Origin of the sequence: Pseudomonas sp. 22515 (assembly GCF_052044625.1) — a bacterium.
Lineage (GTDB): Bacteria > Pseudomonadota > Gammaproteobacteria > Pseudomonadales > Pseudomonadaceae > Aquipseudomonas > Aquipseudomonas alloputida.
In genome coordinates this window covers 1-572 of sequence record NZ_JBQENN010000078.1, presented here as the reverse complement: position 1 = coordinate 572, position 572 = coordinate 1, and the positions used below count along the sequence as shown (strand labels likewise).

The window sequence follows — 572 nt, the reverse complement described above, 5'->3', positions numbered from 1 at the left end:
GCGGCAGGCAACGCCTCCACCGCCAGTAACCTTACCGCGCCGGACATCGACGGCGGCGATACCACCCCGCCTGAAGCACCGACCAATCTGGTGATCGGCGTTGCCGGCAGCCAACTCAGCGGTCGTGGTGAAGCCGGTACCAGCGTTCAGGTGCGCGATGACGCAGGCACCGTAATTGCCACGGGCACGGTCAATCCGGATGGTACCTTCGCGATCACCTTGAACCCGGCCATCACCGATGGCAGTACGCTGCAAGTCACCCTCACCGACGCCGCTGGCAACGTATCCCAACCGGGCTCGGTCACCTCGGCCGACTTGCTGCCGCCAGCACAACCGACTGACCTGGCCCTGCCCGATGGCGTCACCTTCACCGGTCGCGGCGAGCCCGGCGCTACCGTGCAAGTGCGCGATGCTGCCGGCAACCTGATTGGCACCGGTGTCGTCGGTGCCGACGGCCTGTTCAGCCTCACCTTGTCGCCTGCCCAGGCCAATGGTGAAGCGCTCGATGTGCGTCTGGTGGATGCCGCCGGCAACGCCTCGGCGCCACTGCAATTCGATGCGCCGGACATCAC

Annotated in this window: 1 protein-coding gene; it reads left to right on the top strand. The window is 66.4% G+C overall.

The genetic code is table 11. From position 1 onward, the window contains the following. A partial coding sequence (locus tag ACTJJN_RS27015) for an Ig-like domain-containing protein (protein WP_440781799.1) occupies positions 1 to 572 on the top strand: 572 nt, incomplete at both ends.